Origin of the sequence: Pseudomonas sp. RIT-PI-o, from assembly GCF_001297215.1 — a bacterium.
In the GTDB taxonomy this organism is placed as follows: Bacteria; Pseudomonadota; Gammaproteobacteria; order Pseudomonadales; family Pseudomonadaceae; genus Aquipseudomonas; species Aquipseudomonas moraviensis_A.
This window is the reverse complement of record NZ_LHPA01000019.1, coordinates 1-21,910: the sequence shown is the minus strand read 5'-3', so window position 1 is coordinate 21,910 and position 21,910 is coordinate 1. Positions and strand designations below refer to the sequence as shown.

The 21,910-nt window shown below is 61.3% G+C and carries 13 protein-coding genes; 7 read left to right on the top strand and 6 right to left on the bottom strand.

The genetic code is table 11. The features are described 5' to 3' along the window. Positions 1 to 375 precede the first annotated feature (375 nt). Complete coding sequence (rlmKL, locus tag AEQ63_RS08670; protein ID WP_024012311.1) at positions 376 to 2,646, top strand: bifunctional 23S rRNA (guanine(2069)-N(7))-methyltransferase RlmK/23S rRNA (guanine(2445)-N(2))-methyltransferase RlmL; 2,271 nt, start codon at positions 376 to 378, stop codon at positions 2,644 to 2,646. Between the two features lie 145 nt (positions 2,647 to 2,791). Continuing rightward, positions 2,792 to 5,176: a sensor domain-containing diguanylate cyclase gene (locus AEQ63_RS08665; protein ID WP_064362840.1), complete on the top strand. Its 2,385-nt coding sequence runs from the start codon at positions 2,792 to 2,794 to the stop codon at positions 5,174 to 5,176. Positions 5,177 to 5,298: 122 nt separating this feature from the next. Here AEQ63_RS08665 and dacB read toward each other — a convergent pair whose 3' ends face one another. Next, the gene (dacB, locus tag AEQ63_RS08660; protein ID WP_039763007.1) at positions 5,299 to 6,759 is read right to left on the bottom strand and encodes a D-alanyl-D-alanine carboxypeptidase/D-alanyl-D-alanine endopeptidase; all 1,461 of its coding nucleotides are present in this window, start codon (positions 6,757 to 6,759) and stop codon (positions 5,299 to 5,301) included. A 234-nt stretch (positions 6,760 to 6,993) separates the two neighbouring features. On the opposite strand from dacB, the gene AEQ63_RS08655 reads away from it, so the two are divergent. Then, a complete protein-coding gene (locus AEQ63_RS08655; protein WP_016773843.1) occupies positions 6,994 to 7,338 on the top strand; it encodes a YggL family protein in 345 nt (114 codons plus the stop codon). Between the two features lie 240 nt (positions 7,339 to 7,578). Here AEQ63_RS08655 and AEQ63_RS08650 read toward each other — a convergent pair whose 3' ends face one another. Next, positions 7,579 to 8,769, bottom strand: a complete 1,191-nt coding sequence (locus tag AEQ63_RS08650) for a benzoate/H(+) symporter BenE family transporter (protein WP_042608437.1) — start codon at positions 8,767 to 8,769, stop codon at positions 7,579 to 7,581. A 357-nt stretch (positions 8,770 to 9,126) separates the two neighbouring features. Between AEQ63_RS08650 and AEQ63_RS08645 the strand changes: the two genes are divergently transcribed. After that, on the top strand, positions 9,127 to 9,891 hold the full coding sequence (locus tag AEQ63_RS08645) for a GntR family transcriptional regulator (protein WP_039763010.1): 765 nt from the start codon (positions 9,127 to 9,129) through the stop codon (positions 9,889 to 9,891). A gap of 155 nt (positions 9,892 to 10,046) precedes the next feature. Here AEQ63_RS08645 and guaD read toward each other — a convergent pair whose 3' ends face one another. The 4 genes from guaD to xdhA all read right to left on the bottom strand — a co-directional run bounded on the left by guaD (position 10,047) and on the right by xdhA (position 16,186). Beyond that, the gene (gene guaD / locus AEQ63_RS08640) at positions 10,047 to 11,351 is read right to left on the bottom strand and encodes a guanine deaminase (RefSeq protein WP_064362839.1); all 1,305 of its coding nucleotides are present in this window, start codon (positions 11,349 to 11,351) and stop codon (positions 10,047 to 10,049) included. A gap of 13 nt (positions 11,352 to 11,364) precedes the next feature. Further along, on the bottom strand, positions 11,365 to 12,222 hold the full coding sequence (gene xdhC / locus AEQ63_RS08635) for a xanthine dehydrogenase accessory protein XdhC (RefSeq protein ID WP_064362837.1): 858 nt from the start codon (positions 12,220 to 12,222) through the stop codon (positions 11,365 to 11,367). A 117-nt stretch (positions 12,223 to 12,339) separates the two neighbouring features. Beyond that, a complete protein-coding gene (xdhB, locus tag AEQ63_RS08630; protein WP_064362835.1) occupies positions 12,340 to 14,739 on the bottom strand; it encodes a xanthine dehydrogenase molybdopterin binding subunit in 2,400 nt (799 codons plus the stop codon). Next, complete coding sequence (gene xdhA, locus AEQ63_RS08625) at positions 14,732 to 16,186, bottom strand: xanthine dehydrogenase small subunit (RefSeq protein ID WP_064362834.1); 1,455 nt, start codon at positions 16,184 to 16,186, stop codon at positions 14,732 to 14,734. The genes xdhB and xdhA overlap by 8 nt, the downstream gene beginning before the upstream one ends. Before the next feature lie 268 nt (positions 16,187 to 16,454). Between xdhA and AEQ63_RS08620 the strand changes: the two genes are divergently transcribed. The 3 genes from AEQ63_RS08620 to zipA all read left to right on the top strand — a co-directional run bounded on the left by AEQ63_RS08620 (position 16,455) and on the right by zipA (position 21,694). Then, complete coding sequence (locus AEQ63_RS08620) at positions 16,455 to 17,114, top strand: GntR family transcriptional regulator (protein WP_039763015.1); 660 nt, start codon at positions 16,455 to 16,457, stop codon at positions 17,112 to 17,114. Between the two features lie 2 nt (positions 17,115 to 17,116). Next, a complete protein-coding gene (smc, locus tag AEQ63_RS08615; RefSeq protein ID WP_064362832.1) occupies positions 17,117 to 20,605 on the top strand; it encodes a chromosome segregation protein SMC in 3,489 nt (1,162 codons plus the stop codon). 225 nt (positions 20,606 to 20,830) lie between these two features. Continuing rightward, positions 20,831 to 21,694: a cell division protein ZipA gene (gene zipA, locus AEQ63_RS08610; RefSeq protein ID WP_041479106.1), complete on the top strand. Its 864-nt coding sequence runs from the start codon at positions 20,831 to 20,833 to the stop codon at positions 21,692 to 21,694. The last annotated feature ends 216 nt before the right edge of the window (positions 21,695 to 21,910 follow it).

Here is a 21,910-nt window from a genome sequence, read left to right as displayed (position 1 = left end):
TCACATCGAGGGAATGATCGTTTTGTCATAAGCACGTAACGGAAAGGATGCTATGGCAATAAGTAACCGCGTATTTATTCAACGATCATTGCGCAAACCCCGGTATGATCGGCGCCCCGCTGACCCGGCGGGTTAATCTTCAAGTGAGAATGACCCACGTTTGCGCTTGGGTACTATTCGACGAAGGGTCGCTTTCAGTCTTTTTGTTTCACCAACTTTTTTATCTGTCCCGGCATCTAAGCTCTTTTAACCCGAGCAGCGGGGATGGAACGGCACACCTTCGTGCCACGCGGGCGCTCTTTCAGAAAAGCGCCTGATTGAAAACCGGGTCGGCAATGCGTTGCCGGCCCACTAGCCAAAGGCTCTGGAATTACCATGTCCGATCGTTTCGAACTCTTCCTCACTTGCCCCAAAGGCCTTGAAGGCCTGCTCATCGAGGAAGCCGTCGGGCTTGGCCTTGAAGAAGCGCGCGAGCACACCTCCGCCGTGCGTGGCATGGCAACCATGGAAACCGCCTACCGCCTGTGCCTCTGGTCGCGCCTGGCCAACCGTGTGTTGCTGGTGCTCAAGCGTTTCCCGATGAAGGACGCCGAAGACCTCTACCACGGCGTACTCGACATCGACTGGCAGGATCACATGCTCAGCGACGGCACCCTGGCCGTCGAATTCAGCGGCCACGGCTCGGGCATCGACAACACCCACTTCGGCGCGCTGAAAGTCAAAGACGCCATCGTCGACAAACTGCGCACCCCGCAGGGCGACCGTCCGTCGATCGACAAACTCAACCCGGACTTGCGCATTCACCTGCGCCTGGATCGCGGCGAAGCGATTCTCTCCCTCGACCTCTCCGGCCACAGCCTGCACCAGCGCGGCTATCGCTTGCAGCAGGGCGCGGCACCGCTGAAGGAAAACCTCGCCGCCGCCATCCTGATTCGCTCCGGCTGGCCACGTATTGCCGCCGAGGGCGGTGCGCTGGCTGACCCGATGTGCGGTGTCGGTACGTTTCTCGTTGAAGCCGGGATGATCGCCGCCGACATGGCGCCGAACCTGCGCCGCGAGCAGTGGGGCTTTACCGCGTGGCTCGGCCACGTGCCGGCGCTGTGGAAAAAACTTCACGAAGAAGCCGTCGAGCGCGCCGCTGCCGGTCTGGCCAAGCCACCGTTGTGGATTCGTGGCTACGAAGCTGATCCGCGGCTGATTCAGCCGGGTCGCAACAACGTTGAGCGCGCCGGCCTCAGCGAGTGGATCAAGATCTACCAAGGCGAAGTGGCGACCTTCGAGCCGCGTCCGGACCAGAACCAGAAAGGTCTGGTGATCTGCAACCCGCCGTACGGCGAGCGTCTGGGTGATGAAGCCAGTCTGCTGTATCTCTACCAGAACCTCGGCGAGCGTCTGCGTCAGGCCTGCCTCAACTGGGAAGCGGCGGTGTTCACCGGCGCGCCGGATCTGGGCAAGCGCATGGGCATTCGCAGCCACAAACAGTATTCGTTCTGGAACGGCGCGCTGCCGTGCAAGCTGTTGCTGATCAAGGTCCTGCCGGATCAGTTCGTCACTGGCGAGCGGCGCACCCCGGAACAGCGTCAGGCCGAGCGCGAGCAAGCGGCCTACGACCAGACCCCGGACGAGCCGCAGGAACGCAAGTTCAACAAGAACGGCAACCCGATCAAGCCGACGCCAGCCCCGGCGCCGGTGATCGAGCAACCGCGCCTGAGCGAAGGCGGGCAGATGTTTGCCAACCGTCTGCAAAAGAATCTCAAGGCGATGGGCAAGTGGGTCAAGCGCGAAGGCATCGATTGCTACCGCGTTTACGATGCCGATATGCCGGAGTACGCGATGGCCATCGACCTGTACCACGACTGGGTGCACGTTCAGGAATACGCCGCGCCGAAATCCATCGACCCGGAAAAAGCCTCGGCGCGTATGTTCGATGCGCTGGCGGCCATTCCGCAGGCGTTGAACGTCGACAAGAATCGCGTAGTGGTCAAGCGCCGCGAGCGGCAGAGCGGCACCAAGCAGTACGAGCGTCAGGCCGCCCAGGGCAAGTTCGTCGAGGTCAATGAAGGCGGCGTGAAGTTGCTGGTCAATCTCACCGACTACCTCGACACCGGCCTGTTCCTCGATCACCGTCCGATGCGCATGCGCATTCAGAAAGAGGCCGCCGGCAAGCGCTTTCTCAATCTGTTCTGCTACACCGCGACCGCCAGCGTGCACGCGGCCAAGGGCGGTGCGCGCAGCACCACCAGCGTCGATCTGTCGAAAACCTATCTGGACTGGGCGCGTCGCAACCTGTCGCTGAACGGTTTTTCGGACAAGAACCGCCTGGAGCAGGGCGATGTAATGGCCTGGCTGGAAAGCAGCCGCGACGAATACGACCTGATCTTCATCGACCCGCCAACGTTCTCCAACTCCAAGCGCATGGAGGGCATCTTCGACGTCCAGCGCGATCAGGTGCAGCTGATCGACCTGGCGATGGCGCGTCTGGCGCCGGGTGGCGTGCTGTATTTCTCCAACAACTTCCGCAAGTTCCAGCTGGAAGAGAACCTCGCCGAGCGCTATGCGGTGGAGGAAATCAGCGCGCAGACCATTGATCCGGATTTCGCCCGCAATACCAAGATCCATCGCGCCTGGAAAATCACGGCTCGTTGACGTTTTGTCCCATTGGATCCACAGAGCCTTGATTTTTAAAGGCTCCGTGGATCCTGCGGTGCTGGCTAAATTAGTGGCTAATAGCTATAACTCACACACCGCCAATGGGGTTTTTCCCGGGAATCTGGCGTAGTGAGTTGTGCTTATGCCGTTGCACCCCGTGCGCCCGAAAATTCTCGGTTTTATCAGCGAAGACGTCTCAGCCTGGCTGGTCGCTTTGCTGGTATTGCTTGCCGGCGGGATTCTCACCGGGTTGCTTGCCTGGGGCACCCACAATCAGTTCCAGCAACAATCGCGTCAGCGCTTTCAACTGCTGGCCAACGAACGCTACAGCCGCATCGCCGAACGCTTTCAGGACCAGGAGCAACGTCTCGACGGCCTGCGCCGGTTCTTCACCAACTCCGAATCGGTGTCCCGCGCCGAATTCGACGGTTACTCCCGACCTTTATTACTGCGCACCCAAGCCTATACCTACGCACCGAAAATCAGCGGCGCTGAGCGGGAGGCGTTCGAACAGCGTGTGCGTGACGAAGGCCTGAGCAATTTCACCATCCGCGAGCTGGACGCCAAGGGTGATCTGCAGCTGGCAGCACCACGCGACGCATACGTGCCGGTGCTGTACACACAGACTCAGAGTCGACTGGCGCCGCCGCTGGGCTACGACTTGCTCGCCCAACCCTTGCGCCGTGAAACCCTTGAACGCGCCGACCGTCTCGGCAACCTGGTCGTGTCGCAACCGATGCATCTGGTCGGGATCGAGCCGGCCTATGCGCGTGGGGTGTTGTTGCTGGCGCCGGTCAATCGATCAGGCGAGTCACAGCCATTCGGCTATGTGATGGCGGTGATCAGCATGCGCCAGTTGCTTGCCGACGGTCTGCCCGATGCCCTGCACGATTACCTGTCGGTGCGCATTCTGGATATGTCGACCCCTGATCAACATGAGGAACTGTTCGAATCGACCAACGAGGCGGTGCCCGGCGATCTGGCGGCGACGCGTTTGCTGCGCATGGCCGATCACGACTATCAGGTCGATATCCTGCCAAGCTACGCGTTCATGCAGGCCAACCATTCTTCGGTGGGCAGTGTGATCATTCTGGGCGGCTTGCTCAGCGCGCTGCTCAGTGCCTTGCTATACGTGCTGGTCAGCCAGCGTCAGCGCGCGGTGCGTCTGGTCGAGGTGCGCACCCAGGAATTGCATGAGCGCGAGCAGGAACTGCGCGGCACCCATGGGCAGTTGCGCGGCGTGCTGAATGCCGCCACCCAGGTCGCGATCATCGCCACCGATCTGCGCGGAGTGATCAACACCTTCAACCCCGGCGCTGAACAGATGCTCGGCTACAGCAGCGCCGAAGTGGTCGGGCGCATGACCCTGGAGAACCTGCATTTGCCCCGAGAGCTGGCGGCGCGTTCGGCGGAGCTGAGCGCGCGCTACGGCAAAAGCATTCCGACCTGCCACGCGATGCTGGTCGAGGGCGGCGAAGTCGGCGGTCATGAAGCACGCGAATGGACGCTGGTGCGCAGCGATGGCAGTCATCTGCCGGTCAACATGCTCGCCACCCCGGTGCTCGACGAGCAGGGCTTGTGGGTCGGCCATCTGGCAATCTGTATCGACATCACCGAGCGCAAGCGCGTGCACGAAGTGCTGGCAGCACGCGACACGTTGCTGAAGAAGCTCAGCGCCCATGTTCCCGGTGGCATCTACCAATTCAAGATGGAATTCGATGGGCGCTTCAGTGTGATCTACGCCAGCGATGGCATCCGCGAGATCTATGAACTGGAGCCGGATGTCCTGCTGCTCGACTCCGAGGCGATTTTCAGCCGCATCCACCCGCAGGACGCGATTCGCGTGCGCTCATCGATCCGCGAATCGGCGGAGAATCTCAGCCCGTGGCGCGAGGAATACCGCGTGCAACTGCCTGAGCGCGGCCTGCGCTGGGTGCGCGGCGAGGCGACACCGGAGGAGCTACCGGGTGGCGGGGTGCTGTGGCACGGCTACATCTCGGACATTTCCGACCTCAAGCGCGTGGAAGAAGAACTGCGTGCGTTGTCGATCACCGATTCGCTGACCGGCATTCACAACCGCCGCTATTTCCAGGAGCGCCTGACCACGGAAATGGCCCGGGTCGAGCGGGGCGGCGGCGAGTTGTCGGTGATCATGCTCGACATCGACCACTTCAAACGCATCAACGATCATTACGGCCACGCCGTCGGCGATCGGGTGCTGCAAGCGGTGTGCGAGCGCATTGGCCATCGCCTGCGCCGCACCGATGTGTTCTGCCGCTTGGGCGGCGAAGAGTTCATGGTGCTGTGCCCGGACATCGACGGCGAGCACGCGTACATGCTGGCGATGGAATTGTGGGAAGGCCTGCGCAGTACGCCGGTGGACGTGGTTGGCGTGGTCACCGCCAGTTTCGGCATCGCCAGCTGGCGCCCGGGGGAGGGCGCGGATGCGTTGCTGCTGCGTGCGGACTCAGGGGTTTATGCGGCCAAGCAGAATGGCCGGGATCGGGTTGAGCGGGAAATGACCTGAGCCGTCACATCGATCCCTTGTAGGAGTGAGCCTGCTCGCGATAGCGTCCGTCCAGACACATGTCAGCGTCTGATACACCGCTATCGCGAGCAGGCTCACTCCTACAGGGGTTTCAGCGTCGGTCAGAGCACCGAAGCGGTCTGCGGCAGTTTCGGCTGTTTGTACAGATCCAGCAGCACCTGATCGAGCACCGACGAGGCACCGAACGGGGCCTTGTCGTTGAGGATCGCCACCACCGCCCAGGTATTGCCGTTGACGTCACGGCTGAAACCGGCGATTGCGCGCACGGTGTTCAGAGTACCGGTCTTGACGTGGGCTTCGCCGCGCATCGCCGTGGTTTTCAGACGTTTGCGCATGGTGCCGTCGGTACCGGCAATCGGCAGCGAGCTGATGTATTCGGCGGCGTACGGGCTGTGCCAGGCGGCCTGCAGCATATTGGCCATCTCACGCGCACTGACTCGCTCGGCCCGCGACAGACCAGAGCCGTTCTCCATCACCAGATGCGGGGCGGTGATGCCTTTCTTCGCCAGCCATTGACGGACCACGCGCTGCGCCGCCCGCGCGTCATCACCGTCGGCGTCGTTGCGGAAACGCTGGCCAAGGCTGAGGAACAGCTGCTGAGCCATGGTGTTGTTACTGTATTTGTTGATGTCGCGGATGATCTCGGCCAGATCCGGCGAGTAAGCGCGGGCGAGCAACTTGGCGCTGCTCGGCGTCGGCGCCAGACGATCCTTGCCCTGGATGCTGCCACCCAGCTCCTTCCAGATCGCGCGCACGGCGCCGGCGGTGTAGGTGGCGTGGTCGAGCAGCGACAGGTAGGTCTGCGAACTGCAGCCTTCGCCCAACTGGCCGCCGACTGTCACGGTCACGCTGCCATCGGCCTGCGGCACCGGGTTGTAGCGCACGCCGCCGGTGCATTGCTTGGAGGGCAGCGCCTTGACGGTGTTTTCGATACGAATGCTGGCAATCGGCGGTTCCACCGAAATCAACACGCGGCCACCGTCATTGCGTGCAACGAAGCGTAGGGCTTTCAGGTTGACCAGCAACGAGTCGGGCTTGACCAGGAACGGCTTGTTGTCGTCGTTGCCGTCATCGTTGAATTCCGGCAATTGCGGCTGCACGAAGAAGTTGCGGTCGAGGATCAGGTCGCCGGTGATCTGTGTGACGCCGTTGGCGCGCAGGTCGCGCATCAGCAGCCAGAGTTTCTCCATGTTCAGCTTCGGGTCACCGCCACCCTTGAGGTAGAGATTGCCGTTGAGAATGCCGCCGCTGAGATCGCCGTCGGTGTAGAACTCGGTTTTCCACTGATGGTTGGGGCCGAGCATTTCCAGCGCCGCGTAGGTGGTGACCAGTTTCATCGTCGAGGCCGGGTTGACCGACACATCGGCGTTGAACACGGTCGGCGTGCCCGGACCGTCGAGCGGCACCATCACCAGCGACAGCGCAGTGGGCTGCAGCTTGCTGGCCTTGAGGGCTTTTTCGACGTTCGGGGTAAGGGAAGTGTTGATGGTGGCAGCGGAAACGGGCAGGGCCAAAGGCAGAAGAAGGCCAGCGAGAAACAGTGGACGCAACGATTTGATCATATGCAATAAAACCCTGCTGAAGAGGGGGAAAAAGACGAGGACATGGATGAAAAGGCCCTCAGTGGTCATGAAAGTGTCGGCATTATGCCCCAAGCTGTAACAGCTTGTGCCGTGTCAGGGCCGGCCAAGGGGTTATTTTTTTACAGGCGGTCGGCCGCAGCGGCCAGAGAGTCGGGCAATCGCCGGCTTAAACTGGTAAAGTGCCGGCCGTTATTACTTAAGAGGATTGTTCCAATGGCGACTAACCGTTCCCAGCGTCTGCGCAAAAAACTGTGCGTTGATGAATTTCAAGAGCTGGGTTTCGAACTGAACCTGGACTTCAAAGAAGACTTGTCCGAAGAAGCCATTGACGCTTTCCTCGAAGCATTCATCAAAGAAGCCATGGAAGCCAACGGTCTGGGTTATGTTGGCGGCGACGACTTCGGTCTGGTATGCCTGCAGAAGCGTGGCTCGGTCAACGAAGAGCAGCGCGCTGCCGTTGAAGCCTGGCTGAAAAACCGCTCCGAGCTGACCAAGTACGAAGTCAGCCCGCTGCTGGACGTGTGGTATCCGGAAAAGCCGATCAACGCGGCGAAGTGATACTGAAAAAACGGCGACCTTCGGGTCGCCGTTTTTTTTCGTCTGGGGTTTGGGTGTTCGACTTGGATTCAGTGGTGGATTCACCCCTCACCCCAGCCCTCTCCCGAGGGAGAGGGAGCCGATTTGTGGGCTTTTCAAGATATGAGTTCGACTCGGTACCTCATGTGGCGCACCTCTTCCAGACACCACGGTCAGTTCCCTCTCCCTCCGGGAGAGGGCTAGGGTGAGGGGCTTTTGATCTTAAGCTTTACGCCAATTCAAAATCACCAGCGTCACCACCCCCGCAACAATCCCCCAGAACGCCGAGCCAATGGAAAACAGCGTCAGCCCCGACGCGGTGACCATAAAGGTGATCAGTGCAGCTTCCCGTTCCTTCGCCTCGCTCATGGCGATGCTCAAACCATTGATGATCGAGCCGAACAGCGCCAGTGCGGCAATCGACAGCACCAGTTCTTTCGGCAATGCGGCAAACAGGGCCGCCAATGTGGCGCCGAACACCCCGGCAATCCCGTAGAACACCCCGCACCACACCGCGGCGGTGTAGCGTTTGTTGCGGTCTTCGTGGGCATGCGGGCCAGTGCAGATCGCCGCGCTGATCGCCGCGAGGTTGATGCCGTGGGAGCCGAACGGCGCCAGTAACAACGAGGCGATGCCGGTGGTGGTGATCAGTGGCGAGGCCGGGACGTTATAGCCGTCGGCACGCAGCACCGCGATGCCGGGCATGTTCTGCGAGGTCATCGCCACCACGAACAGCGGAATGCCGATGCTGATGGTCGCCGCCAGAGAGAAATGCGGCGTAGTCCAGACTGGCGTCGCCACTTCCAGATGAAAGCCGCTGAAATCCAGCAGCCCCATGAAGCCCGACAGCGCGGTGCCGATCAGCAGCGCAGCGAGCACGGCATAACGCGGCGACAGGCGTTTGACCAGCAGATAGGTGAAGAACATCCCCAGCACCAGCCCGGTGCGGTGTTGCGCGGCGACAAAGATTTCGCTGCCGATCTTGAACAGAATCCCGGCGAGCAATGCCGCCGCCAGGGAAGCCGGGATCTTTTTCACCAGCCGTTCGAAGCTGCCGGTCAGGCCGCAAATCGTCACCAGTACCGCGCAGGTAATGTAGGCGCCGATCGCCTCGCCGTAGCTGACACCGCCCAGGCTGGTGATCAGCAACGCCGCGCCGGGGGTCGACCAGGCGATGGTGATCGGTGTGCGATAGCGCAGCGACAGGCCGATCGAGCACACCGCCATGCCGATCGAGATCGCCCAGATCCACGAGGAGATCTGCCCGCTGCTCAGCCCGGCCGCTTGCCCGGCCTGGAACATCAGCACCAGCGAACTGGTGTAGCCGGTCATCATCGCGATGAAACCGGCGACGATGGCGGAAGGCGAAGTATCGGCCAGCGGGCGCAGGCGGGCGTGGGTGGCGTCGGTCATGACGGCGGTGTTCCTTATACCAATGGAGAGGTCCCCTTCGACGCAATCCCCCTGTAGGAGTGAGCCTGCTCGCGATGGCGGTGTGTCAGTCGAATTATCTCTGAATGACACACCGCCATCGCGAGCAGGCTCACTCCTACAGGGGATAGTGCGTAGAAGGCGGATTCTGCGATCAAGCCTAAACTCAAACGTAACCTGCCGTTGCAATACAGCCGAAGTCGCAAACAGCCGTACAGTCGTGTTGCCACCATTCATTGTGTACAATCGCGCTGTTTTTTACGCGATACTTGCCAGCGACCTACTGTGCCGTATTACAGTCACGGTCTATTCGCCGCAGTTTTCCCGACTCGAGTGCCCATGAACGAACAGTTGCAACCCCTCAAGAAACAACCGCGAGCAGGCAAAGCCGGCCGCAGCGGGACCCAGGACGATATTGTCTACGCGCATATCTTCGAGGCCATCCTCGAACAGCGTCTGGCGCCCGGCACGAAATTGAGCGAAGAAGCGCTGGGGGAAATCTTCGGGGTCAGCCGCACCATCATTCGCCGCGCGCTGTCGCGTCTGGCCCATGAAGGCGTGGTGCTGTTGCGGCCGAACCGTGGCGCGGTGGTCGCCAGCCCGAGCGTTGAAGAGGCGCGTCAGGTTTTCCTCGCCCGGCGTCTGGTCGAACGCGCCATTACCGAATTGGCCGTGCAACACGCCACCGCCGAGCAGATCGCCGAACTGCGGCAGATGGTCAATGACGAACGCGACAGTTTCTCCCGTGGCGATCGCGGCGCCGGTATTCGTCTGTCAGGCGAATTCCACCTGAAACTGGCGGAAGCGGCGATGAACGCACCGTTGATCAGCTTCCAGCGCAGCCTGGTTTCGCAGACTTCGCTGATCATTGCCCAGTATGAAAGCGGCAACCGTTCGCACTGCTCGTACGACGAACACACTCAACTGATCGACGCGATCGAGAAGCGCGACGGCGAGTTGGCGGTGAACCTGATGATGCATCACATGGATCACATCGACAGCAAGCTCAACCTCGACGAGGAAGGTGCGTCGGATGACCTGCATGCGGTGTTCTCGCATTTGTTGCAGACCAAGAAGCCGGGGCGCTCGAGCGCCAAGCTCTGATCTGAAACCGAGTCGCGGCTTTCGCGAGCAGGCTCGCTCCCGCAGGGGAATGCATTTCAAGGTGGGAGCGAGCCTGCTCGCGAAGACAATCTGACCGCCAACAAAAATCCCCCGGGGCGTACATCACCGGGGGATTTTTTATGCTTTGAAAAAACTCAGCGCTGATGCACCAACGCCCCCGCCGCATACGTCTGCGCAACCGTGCGGTCATCCCCCAGCGTCATCAGCACGAACAACGTCTCGGCAATGTTCTTGGACTGCTTCAAGCGATAGCTGAGCAGCGGCGTGGCGTTGTAATCCAGCACCAGGAAGTCGGCATCCGAGCCCGGCCGCAGATTGCCGATCCTGTCTTCCAGACGCAGCGCCCGCGCGCCACCCAGGGTCGCCAGATACAGCGACTTGAACGGACTCAATCGCGCGCCCTGCAGTTGCATCACCTTGTAGGCTTCGTTGAGGGTTTGCAGCAGCGAGAAACTGGTGCCGCCGCCGACGTCGGTGCCGAGGCCGACATTGAGCTTGTGCTTTTCGGCCATCGGCAGGTTGAACAGGCCGCTGCCGAGGAACAGGTTCGAGGTCGGGCAGAACGAGATCGCCGAGCCGGTTTCCGCCAGTCGCGCGCATTCGTCGTCACACAGGTGCACGCCATGAGCGAACACCGAGCGCTCGCCGAGCAGTTGGTAGTGATCGTAGACGTCGAGGTAGCCCTTGCGCTCCGGGAACAGCTCCTTGACCCATTCGATTTCCTTGAGGTTTTCGCTGATGTGGGTCTGCATGTACAGATCCGGATACTCCGTCAGCAGTTGCCCGGCGAGGGTCAGTTGTTCCGGGGTGCTGGTGGGGGCGAAGCGCGGCGTCACTGCGTAATGCAAACGACCCTTGCCATGCCAGCGCTCGATCAGCGCCTTGCTCTCGACGTAGCTGGATTCGGCGGTGTCGACCAGATAGTCCGGGGCATTGCGGTCCATCATGACCTTGCCGGCGATCATGCGCAGGTCAAGCTTCTCGGCGGCCTCGAAAAACGAATTCACCGATTGCGGATGCACGCTGCCGAACACCAGCGCCGTGGTGGTTCCGTTGCGCAGCAGTTCCTTGATGAAGATGTCGGCGACTTCGTCGGCGTGGGCCTTGTCGCCAAACTGGCTTTCGCAGGGAAAGGTGTAGGTATTCAGCCAATCGAGCAATTGCTCGCCGTAGGCGCCGACCATGCCGGTTTGCGGCAGATGGATGTGCGTATCGATGAAGCCCGGTGTAATCAGCGCATCCTGATAATGGTTGATCTCGATATCCGCCGGCAGGGTTGGCAGCAGTTCGCTGGCGTGGCCGACGGCGCTGATCTTGCCGTCATCGACCACCAGCAGGCCATCCTCGAAATATTCATAGGAGGCTTCAATGCCGACCTCGGCAGGGTCGGCAATGCTGTGCAGGATGGCGGCGCGGTAGGCTTTGCGAGTCAGAGGCATGAGGGTTCTCTAATCAGTTTGAGGCTTTGAGTTTGGCCGCCTGACTGCGGCGCGAGGCGGGCAGCAGTCGGGCAATCGGTTCGGCGGGGACACTGTGCTGGCCGAAACTGGCGTTGTAGGTGGCGATGATTTCGCCGGCGATGGAGATGGCGATTTCCACAGGCAATTTGCCTTTGACTTCGCCGATGCCCATCGGGCAACGCATGCGCTGCACGACGCTCGGGTCGAAACCACGATCACGCAGGCGGTGTTCGAATTTGGCGCGCTTGGTTTTCGAACCGATCAGGCCGAACCAGGTGAAATCGTTGCGCTTGAGAATCGCCGCGGTCAGCTCCAGATCGAGCTGATGGTTGTGGGTCATGACGATGCAATAGCTGCCGGCAGGCAGGTCATCGATTTCATCCACCGGCTCTTCGCTGACGATTTTACGCACGCCGTGGGGGATGTGTTCGGGGAACTCGGCCTCGCGCGAGTCAATCCAGCGCACCCGGCAGGGCAGGCTGGCGAGCAGCGGCACGAGGGCGCGGCCGACGTGGCCGGCGCCGAACACGGCAATCTGCGCCTGCACCTGGCCCATCGGTTCGAACAGCAACACGGTGGCGCCGCCGCAGCACTGGCCGAGGTTGGCGCCAAGGCTGAAGCGCTCCAGATGCGTGTCCTGCTTGCCGCTGGCGAGCATCTCGCGGGCGATCTGCATGGCTTTGAATTCCAGATGCCCGCCACCGATGGTGTCGAACAGGCGGTCGGCGCTGACGACCATTTTCGAGCCGGCGTTGCGTGGCGTCGAGCCGAGTTCTTCGATGATCGTCACCAGTACACAGGGCTCGCCCTGGTTCTGCAGGTCGGCGAGGGCGTCGATCCAGTTGTACATGTTCACCTCGACATCTTCGTTGTCTATGCCGGCCTCTTCGCGAGCAGGCTCGCTCCCACAATGGCAATGCATATCCCTGTGGGAGCGCGCCTGCTCGCGAATGGCCGCGCCTCGGTCCTAGAGCGGAGCCAGCTCGGTCTCGGCTTCTACAGCCTTTACCGCCTTCAACTGGCGCATCTGCTCACACCCCCACAACACTCGCTCCGGCGTGGCCGGTGCGTCGATTTTCGGCTGATGCTGATAATCACCGAGGCTCGCCACCGCATCCTTGATCGCGCACCACGCGGCGATGCCGAGCATGAACGGCGGTTCACCGACAGCCTTGGAATGGAACACCGTGTCTTCCGGGTTCTTGCGGTTTTCCACCAGTTTCACCCGCAGATCGAGCGGCATGTCCGCCACGGCCGGGATCTTGTAGCTGGCCGGGCCGTTGGTCATCAGCTTGCCCTTGTTGTTCCAGACCAGCTCTTCCATGGTCAGCCAGCCCATGCCTTGAATGAAGCCACCCTCGACCTGACCGATATCGATCGACGGGTTCAGCGAGGCGCCGACGTCATGCAGGATGTCGGTGCGCAGCATCTTGTATTCGCCGGTCAGGGTGTCGACGATCACTTCGCAGCAGGCTGCGCCGAAAGCGAAGTAGTAGAAGGGACGGCCACGGGCCTGACTGCGGTCGTAATAGATTTTCGGGGTCTTGTAGAACCCGGTGCTCGACAGCGAGACCTGATTGAAATACGCCTGCTGGATCAGCGCTTCGAACGTCAGGATCTGCTCGCGCACACGCACGTGGCCGTTGCGGAATTCGACGTCTTCTTCGCTGACCTTGTAGTGCCGCGCGGCGAACTCGATCAAGCGTTGCTTGATGGTCTGCGCTGCGTTCTGCGCAGCTTTGCCGTTCAGGTCGGCGCCGCTGGAGGCAGCGGTCGGCGAAGTGTTCGGCACCTTGTCGGTGTTGGTCGCGGTGATCTGCACACGGTCGATTTCCACCTGGAACACTTCCGCCACGACCTGGGCGACTTTGGTGTTCAGGCCTTGGCCCATTTCCGTGCCGCCATGATTCAGGTGGATGCTGCCGTCGGTGTAAATGTGGATCAGCGCACCGGCCTGATTGAGGAAACTCGCCGTGAAGGAAATCCCGAATTTCACCGGAGTCAGCGCCAGGCCTTTCTTCAGGATCGGGCTGTTGGCGTTGTAGCGACGGATCGCTTCGCGCCGCTCGGCGTACTGGCTGCTTTCTTCCAGTTCGGCGGTCATCTCTTCGAGCATGTTGTGCTCGACGGTCTGGTAGTAGTGGGTGACATTGCGCTCGGTCTTGCCGTAATAGTTGGCCTTGCGCACCGTCAGCGGGTCGAGCTTCAAGTGACGGGCAATCGCGTCCATCACTTCCTCGATGGCGACCATGCCCTGCGGGCCACCGAAACCGCGATAAGCAGTGTTCGACGCGGTGTTGGTCTTGCAACGGTGACCGTTGATGGTGGCATCGCCGAGGTAGTACGAGTTGTCCGAGTGGAACATCGCCCGGTCAACGATCGACGCGGACAGATCCGGCGAGCAGCCGCAGTTGCCGGCCAGCTCCATATTGATCCCGTGCAGACGGCCGCTGCTGTCGAAACCAACGTCGTACTCGACATAGAACGGGTGGCGCTTGCCGGTCATCAGCATGTCTTCGACCCGCGGCAGACGCATCTTGGTCGGCTGGCCGGTGAGGTGCGCCACCACTGCGCACAGGCAGGCCGGGCTCGCGGCCTGGGTTTCCTTGCCGCCGAAACCACCGCCCATGCGGCGCATGTCGACGACAATTTTGTTCATCGACACGTCGAGCACTTCGGCGACCAGTTTCTGTACTTCGGTCGGGTTCTGCGTCGAGCAATAGACGATCATGCCGCCGTCCTCGGTGGGCATGACTGAGGAGATTTGCGTCTCCAGGTAGAAGTGTTCCTGGCCGCCGATGTGCAACGTGCCTTGAATGCGATGCTCTGCGGTGGCCAGCGCCGAGGCCGAATCGCCGCGCTGGTGGGTGTGGCTGTCGAGCACGAAGTGACGTTTGCGCAGGGCTTCGACGACATCCAGCACTGGCTCGAGATCTTCGTATTCGATGATCGCCGCCATCGCTGCTTTGCGTGCGGTTTCCAGGTCTTTCGCCGCGACCGCCAGCACCGGTTGGCCGACGAACTGCACGTCATCGATCGCCAGCAACGGATCGCCCGGCATCAGCGGGCCGATGTCTTTCAGGCCCGGCACGTCTTCGTGGGTGATGACAATGCGCACGCCTTCGAAGGCGTAGCACGGCTGCGTGTCGATGCTGAGGATTTTCGCGTGGGCGCGGTCCGACAGGCGCGCATACAGGTGCAACTGGTTGGGGAATTCCAGGCGATCATCGATGTACTGCGCTTCACCGGACACATGCTTGGCGGCGCTGTCGTGCTTGACGCTGCGGCCGACACCGGTGGTCAGGTCTTGGGCGAACAGTTCGGCCAGCTCAGCCTGGGTCTTCTCTACGGCGTGATGGTTAGACATAAGCGGTCACCCGAGTCTCGATGTGCGGTGTTTGCAGTTCGATGAAGTATTTGCGCAGCAGATTCTGCGCGCTGAGCAGGCGATATTCCTTGCTGGCGCGGAAGTCCGAGAGCGGTGTGAAATCTTCGGCCAGCGCGGCGCAGGCACGCTCGATCACCGCGTTGGTGAAGGGCGCGCCTTGCAGCACGGCTTCGCAATGCGCGGCGCGTTTGGGGATCGCCGCCATGCCGCCGAAGGCCACGCGGGCGTCGGCGATCACCCCGTTTTCCACGCGCAGGTTGAACGCGGCGCAGACGGCGGAGATATCGTCGTCGAGACGCTTCGACACTTTATAGGCGCGGAACAACTGCTCGGCGCTGGCGCGCGGGACGATGATTTTTTCGATGAATTCGCTTTCCTGGCGCGCGGTGACGCGGTAGTCGATGAAGTAATCTTCCAGGTTCAAGGTGCGGCGGGTTTCGCCTTTGCACAGCACGATCTGCGCGCCGAGAGCAATCAGCAGCGGTGGCGAGTCACCAATCGGCGAGGCGTTGCCGATGTTGCCGCCGAGGGTGCCCTGGTTACGGATCTGCAACGAGGCGAAGCGGTGCAGCAGTTCGCCAAAGTCCGGATACTCGGCGTTCAACGCTTCGTAGCAGTCGGAGAGGGCAGTGGCGGCGCCGATTTCGATGCGGTCGGCGAAGGTCTCGATGCGCTTCATTTCGGCGACGTTGCCGACGTAGATCATCACCGGCAGGGTGCGGTGGAACTGGGTGACTTCCAGCGCCAGATCGGTGCCGCCAGCGAGCAGGCGTGCTTGTGGATAAGCGTCGTAGAGATCGGCCAGATCAGCGACGGTCAGCGGCACCAGGCAACGCTTGTCGCCGCTGTTGAGTTCTCCGATATCGGTCGGCGCGATGGACTTGAGGCGGGCGATGGTTTCGGCTTCACGGGCGTCGAACTGATCCGCTGGTTTGGCGCAGCAGGATTGTTCGGCGGCGGCGAGGATTGGCCGGTAGCCGGTGCAGCGGCAGAGGTTGCCGGCCAGCGCTTCGTGGGCCTTGGCCTGATCCGGGGCATCGCTGTTCTTTTGCAGGGCGAAAAGCGACATGACGAAACCGGGGGTGCAGAAGCCGCACTGTGAACCGTGGCACTCGACCATGGCTTTCTGCACGCTGTGCAGTTCGCCTTTGTGCTTGAGGTCTTCGACGCTGATCAGTTGCTTGCCGTGCAAGGACGAGACGAAAGTCAGGCACGAATTGAGGCTGCGATAGCGGATGTGTTCACGCCCCGTGTCATCGGTCTGCAACTCGCCAACCACCACGGTGCAGGCGCCGCAGTCGCCGCTGGCGCAACCTTCTTTGGTGCCGGGCTTGCCCACGTGTTCGCGCAGGTAGTTGAGCACAGTCAGATTCGGGTCCAGGGCGTGCTCGCTACGGAGTTCCTGGTTAAGTAAAAACTGGATCACGGAAGGCCTCGCAGACTCATTATTGTTGTTAACCGACGTGGACCGAATTTAGCAGGTCTGACTTTTCGGTCAATGGTTTTCTGACTTAAAGGTCAGGAAAATCCGTTTCGTCGATCAACAGCGTGTCTATTCAGTATTGACCTTCATCGGTCACCGCGCTTTTTTGCGGGATTCGTGCCAAAAACCGCTGAGTGGGCACTCCGCCATGACCGTGCATTTGCGCTACACTGCGCCGCTTGTGCAGATCGATAGAGTTTGAAGGACAACCATGACGTTCAAGGCGCCGGACAGCCTCGCCGAGCAAATCGCTCACCACCTCGCCGAACGCATCATTCGTGGCGAAATGAAGCCGGGAGAGCGCATCCAGGAACAGAAGGTCACGCTGGCGCTCAACGTCAGCCGCGGTTCGGTCCGCGAAGCCTTGCTGATCCTTGAGCGTCGTCACCTGATCGCGATCCTGCCGCGTCGTGGCGCCCACGTTACCGAGCTGACGCCGCACAAGGTGCAGAGCCTGTGCACGCTGATGAGCGAGCTGTACATCCTGCTCGGCAATTCCGTGGCCAACGGCTGGCAAGTGCAGTCGGACATGGCGCCGTTCGTACAGATCCAGCAGCGCCTGACCGCCAATTACGAGCGCGGCGATATCCGCAGCTTCGTCGATGACAGCTTCGCGGTGATGCGCGCCGCCTATCCGTTTGCCAACAATCCGTATCTGCAGGAAACCGTCGAGAACCTCCAGCCGGCAATGAGCCGCGCCTACTTTCTCGCCCTCGAACAGCGCAAAGCGGAAATGAGCGAGTTCCTCGAGCTGTTCGAACGCTTGCTCGCTGCCGTGCTCGCCCGTGATTTGCCGCAGATCCGCATCGTGCTCACGGCGTACGCCCAGCGCAGCTGCGATCTGGTGGTGTCTGCGCTGACGGTCGCCTGAGCGTGCGGCTAAAGTGCATCAAACTGGCGGGGTTCAAGTCCTTCGTCGACCCGACCACGGTGAACTTCCCCAGTAACATGGCGGCGGTCGTCGGGCCGAACGGTTGCGGCAAGTCGAACATCATCGACGCCGTGCGCTGGGTGATGGGCGAAAGTTCGGCGAAGAACCTCCGTGGCGAGTCGATGACCGACGTCATCTTCAACGGCTCGACCAGCCGTAAACCGGTGAGTCAGGCGAGCATCGAGCTGGTGTTCGATAACTCCGACGGCACGCTGCTCGGCGAATACGCCGCCTACGCGGAAATTTCCATCCGCCGCAAAGTCACCCGCGACAGCCAGACCACTTATTACCTCAACGGCACCAAATGCCGTCGGCGCGACATCACCGATATCTTCCTCGGCACCGGCCTCGGCCCGCGCAGCTACTCGATCATCGAACAGGGGATGATCTCCAAGCTGATCGAGTCCAAGCCTGAAGACCTGCGTAACTTCATCGAAGAAGCCGCCGGCATCTCGAAATATAAAGAGCGCCGCCGCGAGACCGAGACCCGCATCCGCCGCACCCACGAGAACCTCGCACGCCTGACCGACCTGCGCGAAGAGCTGGAGCGCCAGCTCGAACGTCTGCACCGTCAGGCCGAGGCGGCGAAAAAGTACCAGGAACTCAAGGCCGAAGAGCGTCAGCTCAAGGCGCAACTGTCGGCCCTGCGCTGGCAGGATCTCAACGAGCAGGTCGGCCAGCGCGAGTCGATCATTGGCAACCAGGAAGTCAGCTTCGAAGCGTTGGTCGCCGAGCAGCGTAACGCCGACGCGGCCATCGAACGCCTGCGCGACGGCCACCACGACCTGTCCGAGCGCTTCAATCTGGTGCAGGGCCGCTTCTATTCGGTCGGCGGCGACATCGCCCGGGTCGAGCAGAGCATTCAGCACGGCCAGCAGCGTTTGCGCCAGTTGCAGGACGATCTGAAAGAAGCCGAGCGCGCGCGTCTGGAAACCGAATCGCACCTGGGCCACGACCGCACCTTGCTGCTGACTCTCGGTGAAGAGCTGGACATGCTCACCCCCGAGCAGGAAGTCACCAGCGCCGCCGCCGAAGAAGCCGCCGCTGCGCTTGAAGAAGCCGAAACCACCATGCACGGCTGGCAGGAGCAGTGGGACGCCTTCAACCTGACGGCTGCCGAACCGCGCCGTCAGGCCGAAGTGCAACAGTCGCGGATCCAGCAGCTGGAAAGCAGCATGGAGCGCCTGGCCGACCGACAGAAACGCCTCGGCGAAGAACGTGCGTTGCTTTCAGCCGATCCGGAAGATGCGGCGATCATGGCGCTCAACGAGCAGCTCGCCGAGTCCGAAGCGACCCTGGAAGATTTGCAGACCAGCGAAGAAGCGCAGGTCGAAAAGCTCGAACAACTGCGTCAGGAATTGCAGCAGGCGTTGACCGCCCAGCAGCAGGCGCAGGGCGATCTGCAGCGGCTCAACGGGCGTTTGGCATCGCTGGAAGCCTTGCAGCAGGCCGCGCTCGACCCGGGCACCGGCACCGCCGAATGGTTGAAGGAACACAACCTCGCCGAGCGTCCGCGTCTGGCCGAAGGCCTGAAGGTCGAGGCGGGTTGGGAGCTGGCGGTGGAAACCGTGCTTGGCGCCGATCTGCAAGCGGTGCTGGTCGACGACTTCAGCGGTTTTGATTTGTCCGGTTTCACCCAAGGCGATTTGCGTCTGCTCAGCCCGGCCAGCGATGGCGTGCGAGTGGCGGGCAGCCTGTTGGATAAAGTCGAGGCGCAGATCGATCTGTCGCCGTGGCTTGGTCAGGTCAAACCGGTCGACAGCCTTGAGCAAGCGCTGGCGTTGCGCGGTCAGTTGAGTGCCGGGCAAAGCCTGATCAGTCGCGATGGCTATTGGGTGGGTCGACATTTTTTACGCGTTCGTCGCGCGAGCGAAGCGGAAAGCGGCATGCTCGCCCGCGGCCAGGAAATCGAAGACCTGCAACTGGAGCGCGAAGAGCGCGAAGCCACGGTCGAGGCCATGGAAACCCGTCTGCAAACCTTGCGTGCGCAACAGCGCCAGCAGGAAAACGGCCGCGAACATTTGCGTCGTTTGCTGCAAGACGAAGCGCGCCAGCAAGGCGAATTGAAAGCGCAGCTGTCCGCCGGCAAAGCCAAGGCCGAACAGCTGACATTGCGTCGCACCCGTCTTGATGAAGAACTGGTCGAACTCGCCGAACAGCGCGAGCTTGAGCACGAACAGGTCGGCGAGGCGCGCATGCAATTGCAGGAAGCACTGGATGCCATGGCGCTCGACACCGAGCAGCGCGAGTTACTGCTGGCCCAGCGCGACAGCCTGCGCGAGCGCCTTGATCGCGTGCGTCAGGAAGCGCGGCAGCACAAGGATCACGCCCATCAACTGGCCGTGCGTCTCGGCTCGTTGCGCGCCCAGCATGACTCCACGCGTCAGGCGCTGGAGCGTCTGGAAATGCAGGCCGAGCGCCTGACTGAGAAGCGCGAACAGTTGAGTCTGAATCTGGAGGAGGGCGAGGCGCCGCTGGAAGAGCTCCGCCTCAAACTCGAAGAGTTGCTCGACAAGCGCATGACCGTCGACGAAGAACTCAAGACTGCGCAGATCGCCCTGGAAGACGCCGATCGCGAACTGCGCGATGCGGAAAAACGCCGGACCCAGGCAGAACAGCAATCGCAGCTGATTCGCGGCCAGCTCGAACAGCAGCGCATGGAGTGGCAAGGCCTGACCGTGCGCCGCAAGGCCTTGCAGGACCAATTGCTTGAAGATGGCTACGATCTCAACGGCGTGCTCGCGACATTGACGGCGCAAGCCAGTGAACGCGAAGCCGAAGAAGAACTCGAACGCATCAACGCGCGGATTCAGCGCCTGGGCGCGATCAACCTCGCGGCCATCGATGAATACACGCAACAATCGGAGCGTAAACGTTATCTGGATGCGCAGGACGCCGATCTGGTCGAGGCGCTGGAGACCCTGGAAAACGTCATTCGCAAGATCGACAAGGAAACCCGCAATCGTTTCAAAGATACCTTTGATCAGATCAATGGCGGTTTACAGGCACTTTTTCCAAAAGTTTTCGGCGGTGGACGGGCGTATTTGGAACTGACGGGCGAAGATCTACTCGATACAGGGGTGACGATCATGGCGCAGCCGCCCGGGAAGAAGAACAGCACCATCCATTTGCTCTCCGGTGGCGAAAAAGCCCTGACTGCACTGGCCCTGGTTTTTGCCATCTTCAAGTTGAATCCGGCGCCGTTCTGCATGCTCGACGAGGTTGACGCGCCACTGGATGACGCTAACGTTGGACGCTACGCACGGCTGGTCAAAGAGATGTCGCAGACCGTGCAGTTCATCTACATCACCCACAACAAGATCGCCATGGAAATGGCCGAGCAGTTGATGGGCGTGACCATGCATGAACCGGGTTGTTCGCGGCTGGTGGCGGTGGATGTCGAGGAGGCGATGGCGATGGTGGACGCCTAGCGGCGGTGCTGCAAGTGACAAGCTCCAGGCTGCAGGTGGACGGCTTGTGGCTTGGCGCTTAAAGCTTGTAGCTGCGAAGCCTTTGATCGTGCTAGTTTAATGTCAATTTTTCGTATACGTGGGCAAAACGCCTGTCAGAACATAGAGTTGGCGCCACGTTTTAAAGCGGTTTACGCAGTGTAAACCCCTTATTTTTCAGCATTTTTTATAGAGGCACGGGATTACATGGAAATCGGTCTGCGCGAGTGGCTGATCGTCATCGGCATCATTGTGATAGCCGGTATTCTTTTCGATGGCTGGCGCCGTATGCGCGGCGGCAAGGGAAAGCTGAAATTCCGTCTCGACCGGAGCCTGTCCAATCTGCCGGACGAGGACACCAGCGCCGAGCTGTTGGGCCCGGCCCGCGTGCTGGACACGCACAAGGAGCCGCAACTGGACGAGCACGATCTGCCGTCGGTGAGCATGCCCAACCGTGAAGCCCGCGAGCCGCGTGAATCCGGTTCCAAACGTGGCAAGCGCGGCAGCAATGGCCCGGCGCAGGGCGATCTGAACCTCGACCTTGATCTGGACGGCGGTCCGAGCTTCAGCAGTCGTGATGACGATTTCGCCGAAGACAGCAAGCCTGCACCGGCTGTGGCGGAAAAAGATCAGCCGCAAGCCGAAGAGGTCCTGGTGATCAGCGTGATCTGCCGCGACCCGGCTGGCTTCAAGGGCCCGGCGCTGCTGCAGAACATTCTCGAAAGCGGTCTGCGTTTTGGCGAGATGGATATTTTCCACCGCCACGAAAGCATGGCTGGCAACGGTGAAGTGCTGTTCTCCATGGCCAACGCGGTCAAGCCGGGCATTTTCGATCTGGACGACATCGACCATTTCAGCACTCCGGCGGTGAGCTTCTTCCTCGGTCTGCCAGGCCCGCGTCATCCGAAACAGGCTTTCGACGTGATGGTCGCGGCAGCACGCAAGCTGTCCCAGGAGCTGAACGGCGAACTGAAAGATGACCAGCGCAGCGTGCTGACCGCGCAGACGATCGAGCACTACCGTCAGCGCATCGTCGAGTTCGAACGCCGCGCATTGACCCAGAAGCGCTAAGGCCAGAGCGCAGTTGTGGCGAGGGAGCCTATTCCGCCCCCTTCGCTGTGCGCGCCCCCCCACACCCCTGCCCCACCCCCCCCCCCGCCGGGCCTGCCCCCCCCCCCCCCACCCCCCCCTACGCCCCCCTCTCCGATCATCCGACCGCGCCCCCCCCGACGCTCCCTACGTGTTCCAGCTGCACCACCCGGCCCGCCCCCCTCCCCCACCCTCCTG